The 21,334-nt window shown below is 37.4% G+C and carries 15 protein-coding genes; 14 read left to right on the forward strand and 1 reads right to left on the reverse strand.

Annotation, left to right across the window (positions count from 1 at the left end; all coding sequences use genetic code 11):
• Window positions 1–27: 27 nt before the first annotated feature.
• From V9G42_12555 to V9G42_12610, 12 genes are all read left to right on the forward strand, one after another.
• On the forward strand, window positions 28–2,181 hold the full coding sequence (locus V9G42_12555) for a DNA gyrase/topoisomerase IV subunit A (protein MEI2760252.1): 2,154 nt from the start codon (window positions 28–30) through the stop codon (window positions 2,179–2,181).
• A gap of 3 nt (window positions 2,182–2,184) precedes the next feature.
• Window positions 2,185–3,345, forward strand: a complete 1,161-nt coding sequence (locus V9G42_12560; protein ID MEI2760253.1) for a methyltransferase domain-containing protein — start codon at window positions 2,185–2,187, stop codon at window positions 3,343–3,345.
• Window positions 3,346–3,420: 75 nt separating this feature from the next.
• A complete protein-coding gene (locus V9G42_12565; GenBank protein ID MEI2760254.1) occupies window positions 3,421–5,733 on the forward strand; it encodes a discoidin domain-containing protein in 2,313 nt (770 codons plus the stop codon).
• Between the two features lie 253 nt (window positions 5,734–5,986).
• Window positions 5,987–8,368: a choice-of-anchor B family protein gene (locus tag V9G42_12570; GenBank protein MEI2760255.1), complete on the forward strand. Its 2,382-nt coding sequence runs from the start codon at window positions 5,987–5,989 to the stop codon at window positions 8,366–8,368.
• A 175-nt stretch (window positions 8,369–8,543) separates the two neighbouring features.
• Window positions 8,544–8,855, forward strand: coding sequence for a 50S ribosomal protein L21 (rplU, locus tag V9G42_12575; protein MEI2760256.1), 312 nt, complete (start codon window positions 8,544–8,546; stop codon window positions 8,853–8,855).
• A 20-nt stretch (window positions 8,856–8,875) separates the two neighbouring features.
• The gene (rpmA, locus tag V9G42_12580) at window positions 8,876–9,139 is read left to right on the forward strand and encodes a 50S ribosomal protein L27 (GenBank protein MEI2760257.1); all 264 of its coding nucleotides are present in this window, start codon (window positions 8,876–8,878) and stop codon (window positions 9,137–9,139) included.
• 89 nt (window positions 9,140–9,228) lie between these two features.
• A complete protein-coding gene (gene lpxK / locus V9G42_12585; GenBank protein ID MEI2760258.1) occupies window positions 9,229–10,281 on the forward strand; it encodes a tetraacyldisaccharide 4'-kinase in 1,053 nt (350 codons plus the stop codon).
• The gene (locus V9G42_12590; GenBank protein ID MEI2760259.1) at window positions 10,253–11,062 is read left to right on the forward strand and encodes a purine-nucleoside phosphorylase; all 810 of its coding nucleotides are present in this window, start codon (window positions 10,253–10,255) and stop codon (window positions 11,060–11,062) included. The genes lpxK and V9G42_12590 overlap by 29 nt, the downstream gene beginning before the upstream one ends.
• Window positions 11,063–11,093: 31 nt before the next feature.
• Window positions 11,094–14,735, forward strand: coding sequence for a T9SS type A sorting domain-containing protein (locus tag V9G42_12595; GenBank protein ID MEI2760260.1), 3,642 nt, complete (start codon window positions 11,094–11,096; stop codon window positions 14,733–14,735).
• Between the two features lie 5 nt (window positions 14,736–14,740).
• A complete protein-coding gene (murB, locus tag V9G42_12600; protein MEI2760261.1) occupies window positions 14,741–15,754 on the forward strand; it encodes a UDP-N-acetylmuramate dehydrogenase in 1,014 nt (337 codons plus the stop codon).
• A gap of 219 nt (window positions 15,755–15,973) precedes the next feature.
• A complete protein-coding gene (locus V9G42_12605; protein MEI2760262.1) occupies window positions 15,974–17,251 on the forward strand; it encodes a Glu/Leu/Phe/Val dehydrogenase in 1,278 nt (425 codons plus the stop codon).
• Between the two features lie 27 nt (window positions 17,252–17,278).
• On the forward strand, window positions 17,279–17,938 hold the full coding sequence (locus V9G42_12610; protein ID MEI2760263.1) for a phosphatidylserine decarboxylase family protein: 660 nt from the start codon (window positions 17,279–17,281) through the stop codon (window positions 17,936–17,938).
• A gap of 31 nt (window positions 17,939–17,969) precedes the next feature.
• On the opposite strand, the gene folP is transcribed toward V9G42_12610, so the two are convergent.
• Window positions 17,970–18,812, reverse strand: a complete 843-nt coding sequence (folP, locus tag V9G42_12615; protein MEI2760264.1) for a dihydropteroate synthase — start codon at window positions 18,810–18,812, stop codon at window positions 17,970–17,972.
• Between the two features lie 131 nt (window positions 18,813–18,943).
• Between folP and V9G42_12620 the strand changes: the two genes are divergently transcribed.
• Window positions 18,944–20,068, forward strand: a complete 1,125-nt coding sequence (locus V9G42_12620; protein ID MEI2760265.1) for a BT_3928 family protein — start codon at window positions 18,944–18,946, stop codon at window positions 20,066–20,068.
• A gap of 27 nt (window positions 20,069–20,095) precedes the next feature.
• Complete coding sequence (locus V9G42_12625; protein MEI2760266.1) at window positions 20,096–21,199, forward strand: DNA replication/repair protein RecF; 1,104 nt, start codon at window positions 20,096–20,098, stop codon at window positions 21,197–21,199.
• Window positions 21,200–21,334 lie beyond the last annotated feature (135 nt).

Consider the following 21,334-nt stretch of genomic DNA (forward strand, 5'->3'; position numbering starts at 1 on the left):
TTGTCACCCGACACAAAAAAGTAACTAATGAGCAAAAAAGATATTAAACCTGTAAAAACTTCCGTTAACTCCATAGTCGAACAACCTGCTACACATATTTCAAATATGTATCAGACCTGGTTCTTAGATTATGCTTCGTATGTAATCCTCGAAAGAGCTGTCCCCTATCTCGATGACGGATTAAAACCCGTTCAGCGCAGAATCCTGCACAGCATGTGGGAAATGGAAGATGGCAGATACAATAAAGTAGCTAACATTATTGGTAACACCATGAAATATCATCCCCATGGAGATGCTTCAATTGGTGATGCACTGATTCAGATTGGTCAACGCGATTTGCTGATTGATATGCAGGGTAACTGGGGAAATATTTACACGGGCGATGCTGCTGCGGCCTCACGTTATATTGAAGCACGTTTATCAAAGTTTGCACTCGATGTGGTTTACAATCCTAAAACTACCGTTTGGCAGCTTTCATACGATGGCAGAAATAAGGAGCCTGTTTCTTTGCCTGTAAAATTTCCATTATTATTAGCTTCGGGTATTGAAGGCATTGCTGTTGGTCTGGCCTGTAAAATATTACCTCATAATTTTTGTGAACTGATACAAGGCTCTATTGATATTTTACGCAATAAAAAAACAAATATTCTACCCGATTTTGCTACCGGAGGTATTGCAGATTTCAAAAACTATAATGAAGGATTGCGTGGCGGACGCATTAAGGTGCGTGCAGTCATCGAACAGAAGGATAAAAAAACACTGCTGATTAAACAGATTCCATTCGGCACCACAACATCTTCACTCATTGACTCAATACTTTCTGCTAACGACAAAGGAAAAATAAAGGTTAAAAAGGTTGAAGACAACACTGCAGCAGAAGTTGAAATTGCAATTTATCTGCATCCTGACTCCAGCGAGGATATTGAAAAAACGAAAGAAGCACTTTATGCATTTACAGATTGTGAACTAAGCATAGCTCCCAACTCCTGTGTTATCCGAGATGGTAAACCAGAATTTCTGAATGTAAATGACATTCTGAAAGAATCAACTTACAATACATTGGAATTATTGAAACGTGAGTTGGAAATTGAGTTAAGTGAGTTAATGGAAGACTGGCATTTTTCTTCTCTTGAAAAAATATTTATCGAAAACCGTATTTATCGTAAAATTGAAGAATGCGAAACATGGGAAGCCGTAATTCAGGCCATTGACAAAGGATTAAATCCATTTAAAAAACTTTTAAAACGTGAAGTCACTCAGGATGATATTGTAAAGCTTACAGAAATAAAAATAAAACGCATTTCGAAATTTGATGCTAAGAAAGCTGACGAACATATTAAAGCCCTTAACGATAAAATAAAAGTTGTAAAAGATAATCTTAAAAATCTGATACCTTTTGCTATTGCTTATTTTAAAGAGTTACTTAAAAAATATGGTAAAGGTAAAGAGCGAAAAACCGTTATCAGCGAAGAAGGATTTGAGCAGATTGAAGTAAGAAAAGTAGTTATCAATAATGCCAAGTTATACGTAAACCGTGAAGAAGGATTTGCAGGATTTGGTTTGAAAAAAGATGAACTTGTTTGTGAATGTTCAGATATAGATGATGTACTTGCTATTACAGGTGATGGTAAGTTTGTAGTGAATCGGATATCGGATAAGAGCTATTACGGTAAAGACATTCGCTTCATAAAAGTGTTTGAGAAGAATGATGAAAATACCGTTTACAATATGGTGTACAGAGACGGCCCACGAGGTGATTTGTTTATCAAACGTTTTACTATTGGCGGCATCACACGTGAAAAAATATATGATTTGACCAAAGGAACTGAGAACTCTAAGATTATCTATCTAAGTATTTCCGGAACAGACAATGCCCCAACCATTCAGATAGTGCTAAAGCCACGACCTAAATTAAAGAATACGATATTTAATGTAAACTTTAATGAGATGTTGATAAAAAACCGTTCTGCTGTTGGCAATATTCTCACCAAATTTCCTGTTCACAAAATCTCTGAAGTAAGCAAAGGAAGATCTGAATCATCTGCAATGAAAAGCGCTGAGCCTTCAAAAAAAAACGACAAGGAAAGTGAACCTGAGCTTTTTGAATTTACAAAAGAAAAAAGCAATACCGAACAGGTAAAAACGCCCACACAAAAAGTGCAGATGAAAATGGAAATCTGATTCATGCGTCAACAAACATTACTTAATCATATAACCGGCATCATTGCCGGTTTTGATTTTTCTGTACCTCTGCATCACTATCTGAAAAACTATTTCAGGCAGCACAAACAACTTGGCAGCCGCGACAGAAAAATAATTTCATCGGGATGCTATGCCTACTATCGCTGTGCTTTGCTTATGCCAAACAAAAGTTTTGAAGAACAATTGGCATTGAGCTTTTTTATTACCAATGAAACAAATTTATTAAGCGAATATTTATTTGAAAAATACCGGATTTCAAAAAATGACTACAATTGCCTCTCGGAAAGACTGGGGTTTGTTCAACAACAAGGAGGCATAACTCCTGATGAAGCGTTTCTGTTTTTAGATTTACTGCCTGAAGAAATTGATAAAAAGTTATTTACTGAATCTTTGTTTCTACAACCATTAGTGTGGATAAGAATACGCAATGGTTTTGGAAAATCTGTATTAGATGAATTGAAGCTAAAAGAAATTACCCCAGTAAAAAGCATAAGTAATGCATTGGGTTTTGCCCCTGCCACAGCACTAACTACCCTTGAATCCTATACGAAAGGATGTTTTGAAATACAGGATTTATCATCGCAACAAACACTTTCGCTGCTGCCCGGTAACTGCGGACAACGTATGTGGGATTGCTGCAGTGGATCAGGTGGCAAAACATTGCTATTAGCCGACCGTTTTCCAAAAGCTTCGTTTCTTCTGACCGACTTACGCACCTCTTCACTTCAAAATGCAGAAGCAAGATTAAATAAAACTGCATTCAGAAACTATAAAACACTGCAAGCAGACCTTACGGCTGAATTAAACCTCGGTGAAAAATTTAATGTAATTATTGCTGATGTGCCATGCAGTGGTTCTGGTACCTGGAGTCGCACTCCTGAAAACTTTTGGAATTTTGATAAGAAAAAAATTAAGGACTATACCGACCTTCAACTGACCATTGCTAAAAATGCAACCAAGCATTTAAATAATAATGGCATGTTTCTGTACTTAACTTGCTCTGCTTTTGCTGATGAAAACGAAGAAAACGTTAAATACATTGCAAAACAATGTAACCTTAATATTGTGGAGCAAACACTTTTCCATGGATACAAATATCAATCCGACACCATGTTTAGTTGTTTGATGAAGTTGAATGGATAGGCTCAATTACTTATCTATAATCATTACATTTGCTGTCGATAATTATCGAAAAAAAATAATCAATAAAATTAAATAATGAAAAAAATATACCTGCTTCTTATCGGTGTTTTTGCATTAAATTTTTCGCAAGCCTGCGACACTACAGCCATTGCTAAAACTCAATGGACAGTAAGCTATGTAGACAGCGAAGAACTTGTAGGCGAAGGACCTAATAATGGTCATGCCACACATTGTATTGACAACGACACTGCTACCTTCTGGCATACCAAATGGCAGGGAATAACTACTCCATATCCTCATGAAATTCAAATCAACCTAGGTGCTGTTTATCCTGTTAATGGTTTTAGTTTTTTAACACGTGACAACAACACCGGTGGAAGAGTAAAAAATTTTCATGTTTATCTGAGTAACGATAGCATCACATGGGGTAGTCCACAAGCTGCCGGTGTTTTAATTTATCCAAATCCTACAAGCGGTGTACAACAGACGGCTGCAATCTATTTTGGTGCCGTTAATGCACAGTACATCAGGTTAGTTTTCGACTCAAGCTATTCCGGCATTCATGTGATGTGTGCAGAACTCAACGTATTTCAGGATTTGAGCTGCGGTGCTACCGGTCAAAACAATCAAATTATTTCACTAAATCCGGTGCCTAAGCAATCTACGGTTTCAACACCAATTACTTTAACAGGCACCACAACATCAGGACTGCCTATCACCTACTCTATTGTATCAGGTCCGGCAACAATCAATGGTGATACACTGACTTTGACAGGCGCAACAGGCACTGTAATGGTGCAAGCCTATCAGGCTGGAAATGCCTTATACTATCCCGCTAATGCACAACTATCTTTTGATGTGATTGATTTAACTACCTACTTTCCAACTGTAAGCAGCAAACTTACCGGTGATTATGACTTGGAAATGCCGCAACTTTACCCCTATCTGCTGCACACCAACGCCAGCATTGCCGAACCTACTTTATTATCCATTGCCTCGGTAGAATACAATATCAACGGAGTAGTCTTAAACACCATTTACAACGATGGCGACTATCAGGCATGGTGGACGCCCCCTGCCTATGGCAACTACACCATTTACGTTACTGCAACAGGCAACAACGGAAACACCGATGTGGATACCATTAACCTGAATGTCACCAATACTTTCGCAACACAAAATGCACAAACCATCACCAACGGTGTCATTGATATGGGCACCATTGGCTCGCAATGGTTTTATGGCACCTATACGCTGCCACAATCAGTAGGCGTATATGATAGCATTGTTGCCAACCTGTACATCAGCTGCCCTGCAGTGCCCGGAGGCTGCGATGACTGGGATCGTTTAGCATGGGTAGAATTTAAGGCCCCTAATGGTGAATGGATGGAGTTGTTTCGTTATATAACACCCTATCGTGTAGCCTGCAACCATCAGATTGATGTTACCGATTACGCATCGGTATTACAAGGCGAAATTGAACTGCGTATGTACATTGAAACCTGGGGAACAGGAGGATGGCAAATAAATCTTGACTTTGATTATTACGCTTCACCGCCTGCATATCTATACTCAACCATTGAACAACTTTGGAAAGGCAACTACAACTTTGGCAACCCACTCAATTTACAACCTATGGATACTGTTGTCATAAAACCCTATTCTAATGTATCAAAGGCTACGTTCAGATTAGTAACCACCGGACATGGCTGGGGTAGCAACAATACAGGTAATGCAGCTGAGTTCTACCATGCTATTCACGATTTAAAAATAAACAATGTAGCCACATTTACTCAGGATTTATGGACAGACTGCAACCCCAACCCTGATGGCTGTACAGGACAGCAAGGCACCTGGCAATACAACCGCGCAGGATGGTGCCCAGGAACAATTCCCAAACCTTACTTCTATGATTTAACCCCCTATTTATCGCAAGCACCTTTTAACTTCGAATATATTTTCCAAACCAGCTATCAGGATATCTGTCATCCCAACAACCCGGCATGTGTGTCGGGAGTTACCTGTGCCAATTGTAATGATGGCTACAATCCTTCTTATCGCATCGGTGGTTATTTGATTCGTTATAGTAATTTACCCTTAGTGTTAGGTGTTCAAAGCCATAATCCGGAATCTGAACTTAGTTTAAACTTTGATATTTATCCAAACCCCGCCAGCGGATTCTTTTATCTGGTTCCTGAAAATAAATTTGGTAATACGGTATGTTCCATACACAACATAAGTGGTGAAACATTAAAAACTTACTATTTCAACACTTCAGAACAACTCTCTGCATATTCATTCAACCTATCGGGTCTAAGCAAAGGTGTTTATTTTGTCAGGTTGCAATCAGAGAAAAATATAACGACAAAAAAAATAATGCTTCAATAGCATCAAATGCTCTTCTTTGTGTCTGCTTGCAATAACATTTAGACTTTGTGAATGAGTTGGAAAAAGTTTGGTATTTAACCTGAGTTGTGCACCCGGGTTTAAGCAATATTGACTTTAACTTTTAAGGTCTCCTCTAATTTTACTCATCTGTACCCTAACATTTTCATCTGTTAACTAAAGTTTAAGATAATGTTACCATTCAACCCTTTGAATGGCTATTTTAATAGCTTTGTCGGTCTTTTCAAAAATAAACATGAAAAAATTCTTCACACTTCTATTTGCTGTAGGTTTTACCACAGCAGTTAATGCACAAAATTTCAATATTTCTTTACTCGGCACATTGCCTTACCCTAATGACGACCTTGCTAATATTGGCGGATGGGTATCGCCATCGGGTGAAGAATATGCGCTTGTAGGATCAGAATCCGGACTCTCTATTGTGGATGTCAGCAATCCTGCAAACCCAACTGAAGTAGTTTTAGTTCCCGGACCACAGTCACAGTGGCGTGAAGTAAAAACCTACGACCATTATGCTTATGTAACTACCGAAGGAGGTGGCGGACTGCAAATTGTTGACCTCTCTCAACTTCCTAATGCAGCACCTGCTATTGACTGGACAGGTAATGGAGCCATCAGTGGTCAGTTGGATAATATTCACTCCCTGCATATTGAAGATGGCTATGTTTATCTGCATGGTTCAAATTTATTTCAGGGTGCAACAATCATTGCCGACATTGGCACAAACCCTTTAAGTCCTAATTATGTTGGCCATACCCCTGGTGCCTATGTGCATGATGGCTTTGCCAGAGGGAATTATTATTTTGGTTGTCACATTTACAACGGTGATTTTACAATTTATGATATTACCAATAAGGCCAACCCCATACCACTAGGCATTAAAGTAACTCCCGGACAGTTTACTCACAATGCATGGCTGTCCACCAATAGTCAGTATTTGTTTACTACCGATGAAGTTTCTGATTCTTATCTGACAGCTTATGATATTTCTAATCCTGCCAACATTATTGAAATGGACAGAATACAAATTACTCCGGGCTCTGGATCTATCGTACACAATACACACATCATTCAAAAAAATGGTGCTGATTATGCTGTTACTTCATGGTATAAAGATGGTGTAGTTATTACAGATGTTACACGTCCGCAAAACATGGTTAACGTTGGATGGTATGACACCTATACACAAGGTGCAGGCGATGGTTTTAGTGGCGACTGGGGAGTTTATCCATATTTACCCTCAGGTAATTTAGTTGTTTCTGACATTAATAATGGCTTGTTTGTTTTAGGACCTACTTATCAGCGTGCCTGTTATCTTGAAGGTGTTGTGACCGATTCAGTTACAGGCAACCCCATTTTTAATGCAACGGTAAAAGTTCTTACCACAAACATCACCAAAAACACAAAAGCAAACGGAGAATATAAAACCGGAACAGCAAATGCAGGTAGTTATAATGTTGAAGTTTCTGCAGCAGGTTACTTTACCAAAACAATTAACGGTGTTTCTCTCACCAATGGAAATGTAACACAACTTGATGTTCAGTTGTCGCCACTTGCATCAACATCACTAAGTGGACAGGTAGTTGAAGCCATAACAGGAAATCCAATACCTAATGCAATGGTTACAATTCAGGATAGTGCATTGGAGTATAATACTACTGCCGATGCCTTAGGCAATTTTACTATTCCTTCAATGGTAATTGGTAACTATCAGGTTGTAGCCGGAAGCTGGGGACATCGTACCACTTGTTTCAACTCAAACATCATGCTTAACCCTGCACCATTGGTTATTACTTTGTATAAAGGTTATTATGATGACTTTTCATTTGATTTCGGATGGACAATAACAGGCACTACACAAAATCTCTGGGAAAGAGGTGTACCGCATGGAACACCCGCTGTATTTGGACCAGGCTTTGCCAACCCTGATGCCGATGATCAAACAGATTGTCTGAATCAGGCTTATATTACCGATAACAATCCAAATGCATCTTCATCGGGCTCTAACGATGTTGATGATGGTTATACTTTATTGACATCTCCGGTTTTTGACCCAACCTATCTTACTAATCCAACAGTAAATTATTCACGTTGGTTTTATAATGCCGGTGGAAATTCAAACCCCAATGACACTTTGATAATTCGCATTTCAAATGGCACTACTAATGTTGTTTTGGAAACAGTTCGTGCTTCAACTCCCGGCATGGGAAGCTGGGTACCACAATCATTCAATTTAAACGGACTGATTCCTGTTACCAGCACCATGCAAATTAGTGTTTACACTGCCGATCAGGCAATGACAGGGCACGTGGTTGAAGGTGGTTTTGATAAATTTGAAGTTACCGGAACTGTTGGCATACCATCATTAAATTTGGCTGCAAACAGTTTGGCATCCAGTCCTAATCCATTTGACAATGAATCTATACTATCCATTGGCGAAAACGGTGGCACTTTAAGCATTACAGATATTACCGGCAAAATGGTTGAAACGCTGAAAGTTCAAAAAAATGAGAAGATTTTAATCGGAAAGAACTTCAAAAAAGGTGTTTACCTTGTCAAATTAGTGTCTGATAAAGGCGCAATATCAAGTATAAAATTAATCAAAACAGGAGAGTAAAATTTTGTATTATATTGATAATCAACTTTATTTAATCGACTTAACTAAAGAAATCAGGCTCAATCTTTGACAGATTAAGCAAATATTTGAAGTTGAAAATAAATTTAACAAAGGATTTGAAAATATAGTAAAAAAAACTACTTTTGCCGTCCGTTTGTAAAAAAACACATTAATCATGTACGCAATAGTAAACATATTAGGACAACAGTTTAAGGTTGAAGAAAAGCAGCAAATATTTGTACACCGTTTAGAAGGTGCAGAGGGCGAAGAAGTAAAATTCAACGATGTTTTATTGGTTGATAATGGTGGCAGCATAAAAGTTGGTAAGCCTTCATTATCCAATGCAAGTGTATCTGCAAAAATCATCAGCCATGTAAAAGGTGACAAAGTACTGGTGTTTAAGAAAAAAAGAAGAAAAGGATACAAGAAGATGAATGGTCATCGTCAGTATATGAGTAAAATTGAAATCAATTCCATTAACGCATAATAAACTAAACATTTTTAGTCATGGCACATAAAAAAGGCGAAGGTAAAGTAAAGAACAACCGCGAGTCGCACAGTAAACGTCTCGGAATTAAAATATATGGTGGGCAACATGCTATTGCAGGCAACATCATTGTACGTCAACGTGGCACCAAACACAATGCAGGTGAAGGTGTAGGTATGGGAAAAGATCATACCCTTTTTGCATTGGTTGATGGTAAAGTTGTTTTCAAGAAAAAAACTGATAACAAATCATACGTTTACGTTACACCTGTAGCACAAGCGTAATAATATTTTACAATATCAAGAAGCCTATCCTTTAATCGGGTAGGCTTTCTTATTTTTAATAAATTCTTTTCTATCAATACCTTTGTTCAATGAAGTCGTTGCGCATTTTACTCCTTCCTTTTTCGTGGCTGTACGGAATGGTTGTTTTGTTGCGTAATTTTCTATTCGACATCGGGCTTCTTAAAAGCCGTACTGTAAATCTTCCTGTAATATGTATTGGTAACCTCAACACAGGAGGTACAGGCAAAACACCTCATACAGAATATTTGCTTTCTGTGTTGAGTAATTTCAAAACAGCTGTTGTTTCTCGCGGTTATGGTCGTAACACTAAAGGCATTGCCGAAGTGCAAATAAACAGTGAAGCAAAAGAAACCGGTGATGAACCATTACAGATTAAACGCAAATTTCAATCTGTGCCTTTCATTGTTAGTGAAAAAAGAAGTGAAGGCATTGATTATCTTTTAGAACATTATCCGCAGACAGAAGTAGTCTTGCTTGATGATGCATTTCAACATCGTAGTGTAAAAGCCGGGCTGAATCTGCTACTTACACAATTTAACGACCTATTTATTAATGATTATTTATTACCTGCAGGAAATCTTCGCGAACCTGTATTATCATCATCAAGAGCAGATGTGATTATTGTTACCAAATGCCCATCAACAATAACAACAGAACAAAAAAAGTCAATCATCAGTCAACTACCTGCAAAACCTGTTTTTTTCAGTTCGTTTCAATATGGAAATCTTCAATCACTTAATAGTGATAAAAAACTAAACTTATCAGAATTGTCAGCGTATGAAATTTTGTTAATAACGGGAATTGCTTCCAATAAAAATCTTCTCCATTTTCTGAGTGCTCATAGCAGAAAAACCATAGTGTTAACCTTTAAAGACCACCATAATTATTGTGCAAAAGATTTTAAAAACATCACTGTAGTTTTTAATAATTTAGCCTCTGAAAAAAAAATAATTGTCGTTACAGAAAAAGATGCTGTAAAATTCAACAGCAGTGAAATAAAACCACTCATTTTGAATCTTCCGGTATATTCAATTCCTGTTACAGTTGTAATCAATGAAAACGAAATAAAATTTTTAGATATAGTAAAATCGTATGTTGGAAAAAATCAAAGCAACAGCTGAGTTTATCAGCAAAACCACAGGCTTTACTCCGAAGACAGGAATTATTTTAGGATCGGGTCTTGGAGGATTAGTAAAAGAAATTGAAATTGAAAAAGAATTAAACTATGCCGACATTCCGGGCTTTCCGGTTTCAACAGTAAAAGGTCATGGCAACAAACTTATTTTCGGGACATTAAACGGAGTAAAGGTAGTAGCTATGCAAGGGCGTTTCCATTTTTATGAAGGATACTCCATGCAGGAAGTAGCAATGCCTGTCAGAGTGATGAAATTTCTTGGAATAAAAAATATTATTCTATCCAACGCAAGTGGCGGTGTTAATCCAAAATATAAAGTAGGCGATTTGATGATATTGGATGATCATATAAATCTGATGGGTACCAACCCATTGATTGGACCTAACAATGATGATTTAGGCCCACGTTTTCCTGACATGGGTGAACCTTATGACAAAACAATGATTAAAGCTGCAAAAGCCATTGCAGACAAACATGGCTTTACCTGCCACACAGGAGTTTATGCTGCGGTTACAGGACCAACGTTTGAAACACGGGCAGAATACAAATACATTAAATACATCGGTGCCGATTGTGTGGGCATGTCAACAGTACCTGAAAACATTGTTGCACGTCACATGAACCTGCCTGTTTTTGCCATCTCCATTATTACTGACCTGGGAGGAAGTGATGAACCTGAATTTATCACTCACGAAGAAGTTTTGAAAGTTGCCAATGCAGCAGAACAGAAGATGACCATCATTATTAAAGAACTTATTACACAATAATTTTTCATTTAAAATAAATTTAAGGAGAATCATGAGAAGAAGAATTCATCACTATTTAACTTTTTTAAGTTTTATCACTTACCTTTTTATTTGCACATCGCAAAATGCACAAGCACAATTTTGGTTACCTGTTGGTTCAGGAGTGGACAATAATGTTTATGCTATGACCAAAGATACTGTCAATAACATTCTCTATATCGGAGGAAGATTTACAGATGCCAGCGGTGTAACTGCCATTCGGGTAGCAGCATGGAATGGAACATCCTATACAGCTATCGGCAATGGATTTGACAGTAATGTTTTCGCGCTATATTATGACCATAGCAATAATACCCTTTATGCTGCAGGCTCGTTTTTATCTTCAGGAATAAATCCGATAACCCGTATTGCAAAATGGGACGGCACACAATGGCAACCGTTAGGTACAGGCTGCAATAATGAGATTTATGCACTTACCGGAGATAATAATGGAAACATTTATGCAGGTGGTATTTTTACTGATGCAGGTGGTATAAGTGCTGAGCGAATTGCAAAATGGAATGGCACTACATGGGCTGCATTAGGCTCAGGTATTGGCAGTGGTTCAAACTATGTTGAAGCATTGACATTTTACAATGGCGATTTAATTGCCGGTGGGCAGTTTGGTGTGGCTGGTGGTGTAACTGTGAGTGGTATTGCCCGATGGAATGGCACCAATTGGTTTGACTTAAATGGTGGTGTGAGTGGTTTATCTATGCGTATTTCTGCTTTTAAAGAAATAAACGGTGAATTGATTTGTGGTGGTACTTTTACTTCTGCAGGTGGAATTTCGTCAAATAGTGTAGCTAAATGGAATGGTGCTGCATGGTTAGCAATTCCCGGAGGTATATCCGGTGGACAAGCTAAAGTTAAAGCCCTTGGATATTTATTCAATACACTCTATGTAGGTGGTAATTTTTCTCTTGCAGATGGCAACGCGGCTTCAAATATTGCAGCTTTTGATGGTACCACATGGACTAACCTCAGTGGTGGAACAAACAATCAGGTTGATGCATTATTGAATTATGGTAATGAGATGCACGTTGGAGGTGCTTTCACAATGGCAGGAGGAAATCCTGCAACCTACATTGCTAAATACAGAACAACCTGTTTAACAAATTCCATCATCGCTACCACACAAACTTCTTGTTTTAATCAATGTAATGGAACGGCAACAGTCACCGCAACAGGAAATGCTCCCTTTACCTACCAATGGTCAACAACTCCTGCTCAAACTGATTCCACAGCAACAAACCTTTGCGCAGGAAATTACTCCGTAACAATTACCGATAATATCGGTTGCAGCATTACACAACCTGTAACTATTACAGAGCCGGCACAGTTTGCAATTAGCTTTTCATCAAACAACCCAACATGTTTTGGATTGTGTGATGGCAATGCATTGGCATCAAACAACGGACAAGGTACTATAAGCTACAATTGGAATACTATTCCTGCCCAAACGACACAAACTGCCACCGGACTTTGCGAAGGTGTTTATTCTGTTACACTTATTGACTCTGCAGGCTGTACGGTAACGGACTCTGTTGTTATAACCAACCCTGCACCAAACACACTTACGCTGACTTCATCAAACCCTACATGCTACAATAACTGTGATGGAATTGCCGCAGTAGTATCAACAGGGAATCCCCCTTTTCAATATTTATGGAACACCATTCCTGCACAACAAACCGATACAGCAACGGGACTTTGTGCAGGTGTTTATTACGTTACCGTTACTGACAGTACGGGCTGCATGGCAACTGACTCAATAGAAATTGTTAATCCTGCTGCTGCAACATTACAATTCAGTACTAATGCGACAACATGTTTTGGAAGTTGTAATGGTTCTGTATCTGTTGTTTCGAGCGGAAATGCACCATTTACTTATTTGTGGAATACTACACCTATTCAAACAACAGATACTGCAACAAATTTGTGTGCAGGAACATATTTTGTTACTGTTACTGACAGTAATCTTTGTGCTGTAACAGACTCCGTTGTGATTCAAGAACCTGTGGCCAATCAGATTTCTTTTACAGCACAACAGCCTGCATGTATCAGCTCATGTAATGGTTTACTTACTGCAACATCTACAGGAACTGCACCATTTATTTTTCAATGGTCAAACGGTGATTCAATAAGCACTATTGATTCACTTTGTACTGGTGTTTATTACATAACCATTAGTGACAGCATTGGCTGTTCTGTAACAGACTCCATTTCACTTAACCCGGCTCCTCCCCTTCCAATTACTTTCACAACATTATTTGCAGGTTGTAACGGTGTGTGCACTGGCGCAGTAAGTGCCGCTATTACAGGTATTAATCCAACAAGCTATATATGGTCAACCGGTGACACAATAGCTTCAATAGATTCACTTTGTCAGGGTCTTTATACGGTAAGCATCACAGACAGTATTGGATGTATTGTAACTGACTCTGTACAAATTATCAGCCAGCCTGTTTTATTAAATCCAAGCACAATAGCACCAACCTGTGCAGGACAATGTAACGGATTAGCTTCTATAAATCCATCAGGTGTGGCACCATTTCAATGGCAATGGTCAACAGGCGATACAACCTCTCTTTCTATTGACAGTTTATGTGCCGGTGTATATTACATCACAATAACAGATTCTGCAGGCTGTACAGGCACCGACTCTGTTATGATTGTTGACCCACCCACTATAACTTATTCTGCATCGCATACCGATGCGACTTGCGCTAATCTTTGTAATGGTATTTCTACCATCACGGCAACCGGCAATGGAACTTTGACTTATTTATGGAATACTGTGCCTCCTCAAACAGATTCTACCAATACCAATCTGTGCTTTGGCTACACGACCTATACAATTACAGATACTAACAATTGTTCTGTCTCCGATTCAGTTTTAATTTTTGAACCTGCACCAATATTTATTGGAAATAATTTTCTAGGCATAGCTTGTAATGGTAACTGTGACGGCTTTGTTCGTGCCCTACCTTCCGGAGGCACCCCGGGTTATACTTATTTATGGTCGAATGGTGTAACGTTTGATTCCATTTTAAACGTCTGTGCAGGCACTTATACTGTTACTGTTACTGATGCCAACCTGTGTGCAGCAGTTGACTCTTTTACTTTTGTAGAACCCGATCCTGTGGTAATTAGCTTTGTTGTAACCGATGCCTCATGCCCCGGTTGTACTGATGGCAGCATTGTAGCAACTGCAACAGGTGGTACTCCACCGTATGATTATCTGTATCCTGCATTAGGCATTGCTGATTCGGTTGCAACCAATCTGGGCATGGGTTACTATTTATTTTGTGCACAGGACTTCAACAACTGCATGCAATGCGATAGTGTTTTTGTTGATGAAGCTACTGCCATTAATAGCCTTTCTCCTGAAATAAAAGAAATTAAAATTTTTCCTAATCCATTTTCTGACAGGGCTTTTTTGAGTATTACAACAGCAGAAATGAAAGATTTTAAACTATACTTTTATGATGTAGCAGGAAGATTAGTTAATATGCCTTATAACCATATTGGCAATAACGGAGAGAAACAGACCTACAGCATACAAAATCAAGGTTTGATTCCGGGTATGTATTATGTAAAAATCATTTCGGCTAACGAAGTTATTGCTATTGGCAAATTCATAATCAACTGATGCCTATGCGTGAAAATGTTTCTCTAAAGAATTTAAACACCTTCGGCATTGAAGCAAAAGCACGTTATTTTACTGAAATAAATAATGAAGACGAATTAAAAAAATTTCTTCTTCAACAGAATAAAAATGTACTGCCGCTGTTGGTTATGGGTGGTGGCAGCAACATGCTTTTCTTTAAAGATTATGATGGCATTGTTTTAAAAAACAACCTGAACGGCATTGACGTTGTTGAAGAGAATGAAACTTTTGTAAAGATAAGAGTTGGCGCTGGCGAAATATGGCATAATGTTGTCATGTGGTCGGTAGAAAAAAATCTTGGAGGTCTCGAAAATCTTTCACTTATACCCGGATCTGCTGGAGCTGCACCCATTCAGAATATTGGTGCTTATGGGGTAGAAATAAAAAACGTACTCGTTGCTGTTGAAACCATGGCAATAGAAAGTGCAGAAAAAAAAGTATTTTCTAATCTTGAATGTCAATTCGGGTACAGAAATAGTATTTTCAAAAATTCTGCAAAAGGCAAATACATCATCACAGCTATTATACTGGAGCTGAAAAAACAGCCACATTTTAAAACCGAATATGGCGCCATTCAAACGGAACTGGAAAAACAGGGTATTAAAACACTTAGCGTTAAAGCCATAAGTGATGCAGTTATCGCAATAAGAAGAAGCAAATTACCTGACCCTGCCGTAATAGGCAATGCAGGCAGTTTTTTTAAGAATCCGGAAATTACTGAACAAGAATTTGAAAAAATTAAACAACAGCATCCCAATATTCCACATTATCCAGGAGGAGGAAACAAAATTAAACTGGCAGCAGGATGGCTTATTGAGCAATGTGGGTGGAAAGGATTTAGAGAAGGCAATGCAGGGTGTCATAAAAATCAGGCTTTAGTACTGGTGAACTTCGGTAATGCCACCGGTGCTGAGATCTATAATCTTGCACTAAAAATTAAAGATTCTGTTTTTAACCATTTCGGAGTTCAAATCGAACCGGAAGTAAACATTATTCAATAGCATTTTAATTTAGTTTTTAACTGATAGAACCAGGCACTGCTGACTATACATCATAATATCATACCCCATTAAATCGCTAAGTCTGCCTTAAGTCTCATTAGGTACCTAAAAACTGATTAATCTCATCTAAAATGAATAAAGGGAATCAAGCTTCAAACTAGGTTTGTAAACATATAAATCTTTCCTACTTTTGCGTTCCCAAACAATCTTTAAATAGACATGGCTGATAGTAAAAAAGCAAAACAAAATCACGAAGAGGAAAATCCATTCGAAGAAATGATTAAGCGCTTAGATGTAGCAGCAAAAATCATGAAATTAGACTCTGAAGTTTATGAAATAATGAAAAAGCCGAGCAAACTGGTATATTGCAGTATGCCGGTTAAAATGGATAATGGAAAAACAAAAGTATTTGAAGGCTTTCGTGTTATTCACAGTACAGCATTAGGGCCATCTAAAGGTGGTGTTCGTTACAGTACCTATGTAAACGAAAATGAAGTGATGGCACTTGCAGCTTGGATGACATTTAAATGTGCAGTTGCTGATATTCCTTATGGTGGTGCTAAGGGCGGAATTACTTGTGATCCTTCAACTATGTCAAAAGGTGAATTAGAGCGTTTAACAAGGGCATACACATCCTCAATGGTTGATGTATTTGGCGTGGATAAAGATATTCCTGCTCCTGATATGAATACAGGTCCTCAGGAAATGGCATGGATTGTTGATGAATACAGTAAATTAAAAGGAGGTTTTACTCCAGGTGTAGTTACGGGAAAACCTATTCATCTTGGAGGTTCTTTAGGACGATCAGAAGCTACGGGTCGTGGTGTTATGACTGCCACAATGGAAGCTATGGCAAAAATGGGGTTAAATCCTGCTAAATGCCGCGCTGCAGTTCAAGGCTTTGGAAATGTTGGCTCTATCACAGCAAAGCACTATGAAGCTAAAGGTTTAAAAATTGTAGCAATTTCTGATCATACCGCTGCATTTTACAACCCTGATGGTATTGATATTGACAAGGCAATTAAGTACAGAAATTCGAATAAAGGTGTTATTAAAGGATTCAAGGGAGGTAAACTTATCTCTAATGAAGAGTTGCTTACACTAAATGTTGATGTGTTAGCGCCATGTGCTATGGAAAATCAGATTACTGATGAGAATGCAGCAAAGATTAAAGCAAAATTAATTGTTGAAGGTGCCAATGGACCAACAACAGATGAGGCTGATCACATTCTAAGTAAAAAAGGGACTGTTGTAATTCCTGATATTCTTGCAAATGGTGGCGGTGTAACTGTATCCTATTTCGAATGGGGTCAAAACCGTTCAGGTTTATATATGACCGAAGATGAAGTAAACAACAAAGCCGATCATTGGATGAAACAAGCATTCCATAATGTTTGGAATACTTCTGTGAAACATAAAACAACCATGCGCATTGCTGCATATATTTATGCACTCGGCAAAATTGAACTAGGAATAAAATCACGCGGTAATTATTAAAATCTACCGTTTACCAATCAACTAAAAATGACTATTCACCGTGAAGGAAAAAATTGGGTGTGGGGGACACTCATCACTGTCCTTCTCATCAATTTGTTTGTTCTTAATTTTCGTGCAGAACACGATTGGATAACAGTTTTAGTTTTAATTGTAACCATAGTTTTCTTTTTGCTTATTCTTCAGTTTTTTCGCTATCCGAAAAGAAATATCACGCGCAATGAAAACTATGTCATAGCACCTGCTGACGGTAAAGTTGTAGTTATTGAGCGCACAGAAGAAAGTGAATACTATAAAGACAAACGTATTCAGGTTTCTATTTTTATGTCGCCCATAAATGTGCATGCCAACTGGTACCCTATGAGTGGCAAAATAAAGTTCCTTCGTTATCACAAGGGAAAATATTTGGTTGCATGGCATCCTAAGGCATCAACAGAAAACGAACGCTCAACCATTGTTGTTGAAAAAGATTCAAACAAAACAATTTTATTACGTCAGATTGCAGGAGCATTAGCTAAAAGAATAGTTTACTATCCTCGCGAAAACGATTTGGTAAAACAAGGCGCTGAAATGGGTTTTATTAAGTTTGGCTCTCGCGTTGATATTTATCTGCCGCTGACAGCAAAAATTAATGTAGAACTTAATCAAAAAACAAAAGGCGGTGTAACTGTCATTGCCGAGTTGGTTTAGTTATTTTTTCACACGCTCAATCTTATCCTTATTAACTTACGGAATCAAGTTTATTGAAAAGTTTTATGCACTGCATGGCTTCTTTAACGTCATGTACTCTTAATATTTTAGCGCCATTAATTAATGCAACCATATTTAGAGCGGTAGTACCATTTAGTGCCTCAGCAGGAGTAATATCAAGGGTTTTCCAAATCATCCCTTTTCTTGATACACCTGCTACAATAGGCAGTCCAAAAATCTTTAATAAATCAAACTTAGCTAACAGTTCAAAATTATGCTCTAAAGTTTTACCAAAGCCAAAACCGGGATCTATTAAAATGTCAGTAATTGCAGCCTTTCTGCATAACGCTATTTGCTTCGAAAAAAAATCAATTATCTCCTTCAGCAGGTTATCGTAAACGGGATTATTCTGCATACTTTCCGGACGGCCTTTCATGTGCATCATCAGATAGGGTACTTTAAGAACAGCAACTGTTTCAATCATCCTGCTGTCCATTAAACCGGCAGAAATATCATTAATCATACAAACGCCTGAATCTACTGCACGCTTTGCAATGCTGGAATAAACAGTATCTATAGAAATTAATACTTCCGGAAAATGCTGTTTAATTAAAGTAATAACTTTTCCGATACGACTCCATTCCTCCTTTTCTGAAGGCATTTGAGAGCCTGGGCGGGAAGATGAGCCTCCTATGTCAATAAAAGTTGCACCTTCATTCAGCATTAATGCAACTTGTGTTAAAATTGCATTTTCACTGTTGTATGCACCTCCATCATAAAAAGAATCCGGTGTAAGGTTTAATACACCCATAACATGAGGTTTGTGCAGATTAACTAATTTGCCATGACAGTTTATAGAAGTAAATGTTTGCATATGCTGATTTACAGAGCAAAAATATCAATTGACATCAGGTGTGAAAAAGTTTTTATCAATTATTGAAAACAATTAGCATAAAACAACATTATTTGTAATGATTTAAAAGACATTAATAACAAACAGAAATTATGAAATATATTGTTACACTTTGTAGAATTTTAGTTGGTGTTTTATTCATCATTTCAGGTTTTATTAAAGCCAATGACACGCTTGGTTTCAGTTACAAACTTGATGAATACTTTTTAGTATTCAACATGTCATTTATGAGTGCATTTTCTGTGGCAATGGCACAGTTTATCTGTGTTGCAGAAATTGTTCTTGGTGTTGCAACATTGGTTGGCTGGCGTATGAATTTAGTGACCTGGCTATTGATGCTGATGATTGTATTTTTCACCTTCCTGACTTTTTATTCAGCTTACTTTAATGTGGTGAAAGATTGCGGTTGCTTTGGTGATGCTTTAAAACTTACACCATGGCAATCTTTTGGAAAAGATGTAGTACTTTTAGTACTGATTTTGATAATCTTCGTATGGCGCAATAAAGTCAAACCATTGTTTGAACTTAAAAAGACTCGTTGGGTAGTAATTTTTGCATTATTTGCCAGTTCAATTTTTACATATTATACCTATGCGCATTTACCTGTAATTGATTTTAGACCTTATGCTATAGGAAACAACATTAAAATAGGTATGTTGCCTCCACCAAATGCAATACCGGATAGTGTAGTTATCGTTTTCAAATATAAAGCGAAAGATGGCACAATAAAAGAATTTGGCATGAACAACCTACCTGAAGATTTAGAGAATTATGAGTTTGTTGATCGTACAGACAAAGTAATTCGCGAAGGCGATAAAGCCAAAATTCATGACTTTACTATTGTTGATGCAGACGGCAATGATCATACTCAGGAATTTTTAAATAATCCGGAATATTCATTTATGCTGGTTGCTTATGATTTGAATAAGTCGAACACAAAAATTCAAGGTAAGGTAAATCAACTGGCTGATGCATGCAGTAAGAATAAAATTCAGTTTTTCGGATTGACTTCTACAGTTGCTGCTGAAACCGATTTATTCCGCCATGAAAATCAAAACATGTTTGATTATTATTTCTGTGATGGTACAGCATTAAAAACAATTATTCGTTCAAATCCGGGTTTGGTTCTGTTACAAAATGGCGTAGTAGTTGCCATGTGGCATTACAATGATTTTCCATCTTGGGATGACGTGAATAAACAATACCTGAAAAAATAATTCCTTCAATCAATTTGTCTGCAATAAGTGTATCTTTCCCACCTATCTCTTGTAAATTTTAAAAACTACACTGAAGCACAATTAAATTTTTCTTCCGGTGTAAACTGTATAACCGGCACTAATGGTAGTGGAAAGACCAATATTATTGATGCTGTTTATTATCTCTCTTTCACGAAAAGTTATTTTAATATTTCGGACACACAAAATATCCAACATGGTGAATCATTATTTGTCATTCAAGGTAAGTTTAGTGATAACGAAAAAGAAGAACACGTTTTCTGTGGTGTAAAAACCGGATTTAAGAAACAAGTTAAAAGAGGCGGTGAAGAGTATGAAAGACTGAGTGACCATATAGGACTTTTTCCTGTGGTAATGGTAGCACCCGTTGATCATATTTTGATTACAGAAGGTAGTGATGAAAGACGAAAATTTATTGACAGTGTTATTTCACAGGTTGATAAGGCCTATCTCGAAAATCTTATTAGCTACAACAAAACATTAACGCACCGAAACAGTTATCTTAAACAATTGCATGGACGCATGCCCGACACATCTATGATGGAAGTGTGGGACGAACAACTGGTAAAATATGGCTGTGCAATTGAAAGTGAAAGAAGAAAATTTATCGCTGAATTTATACAATTGTTTAATGAGACTTATAATTATCTGGCAGACCATGCCGAAGAAGTTTCTATAAACTATCAAACACAACTTGAGCAAGATGATTTTAGCACACAGCTGAAATCTTCTTTACAAAAGGACATTGCCTTACAACACACATCAACAGGCATACATAAAGATGAATTGATTTTTAAACTTGAGAAATATCCACTTAAAAGAATTGCTTCTCAAGGTCAACAAAAAACTTTTTTAATGGCTATTAAAATTGCACAGTTTGAATATTTGTTTCGCCATAAAAAAACCAAACCCATTTTATTGCTTGATGACATTTTTGATAAGTTAGATGACTTCAGAGCAAAAAGACTTATGGAGTTGGTAAGCCGTCACACATTTGGTCAGATTTTTATTACAGACACACATCCGGAAAGATTAAAAAAAATATTTGATGACATCAAAATATCAATCCGGCTTTTTGAAGTAAATAAAGGAACGGTGAAAGAAACAACTTAGTTCGAAACACAAAAGGAATTTAAACAATCATCTTTTCGCAAACTTCAATTTTTTACTATTCATTTACTTCTTCCAAATAAATAAATGGCATTGAGCAAAAACACTATTGCATTTAAAATTGAAATATATGTTGCC

It is taken from the genome of Bacteroidia bacterium, from assembly GCA_037045145.1.
In the GTDB taxonomy this organism is placed as follows: Bacteria; Bacteroidota; Bacteroidia; order AKYH767-A; family OLB10; genus OLB10.